This window comes from Paraburkholderia sp. BR10954 (genome assembly GCF_040965775.1).
Lineage (GTDB): Bacteria > Pseudomonadota > Gammaproteobacteria > Burkholderiales > Burkholderiaceae > Paraburkholderia > Paraburkholderia youngii.
The window spans coordinates 1-295 of sequence record NZ_JBFRCK010000286.1 but is presented as its reverse complement, the minus strand read 5'-3'; the positions used below and the strand labels follow the sequence as shown (position 1 = coordinate 295).

Here is a 295-nt window from a genome sequence, read left to right as displayed (position 1 = left end):
GGCAGTGTGCAGCACGAGCGCGCCGAAGTGGATCGCACGACACTCGTCTATCGCGATCCGCTGACTCACACTACGCGTATCGTGCGGGTACAAGACCAACTATGAATAACGCAATCCACAGAGAGAGTGGCCTTTGAGCACGCTGATCGTCCTATTGCCGCCGCGTGGTCCGGCGGTGCCCTCGCAGGAGTGGCAACTGCCCGAGCTGCCGTTCGTGCTGCTCGACAAGGCCGGGCGCACGCAGCGCGCCGGCCGCACGGCGCTCGCGCTGCTGCCGCGCGCGAACACGACGGTG

General features: G+C 66.1%; 1 pseudogene. It reads left to right on the top strand.

The features are described from left to right. Nucleotides 1–133: 133 nt before the first annotated feature. A pseudogene (locus tag AB4Y34_RS42260) lies at nucleotides 134–295 on the top strand (type II secretion system protein GspL); the annotation flags it as partial.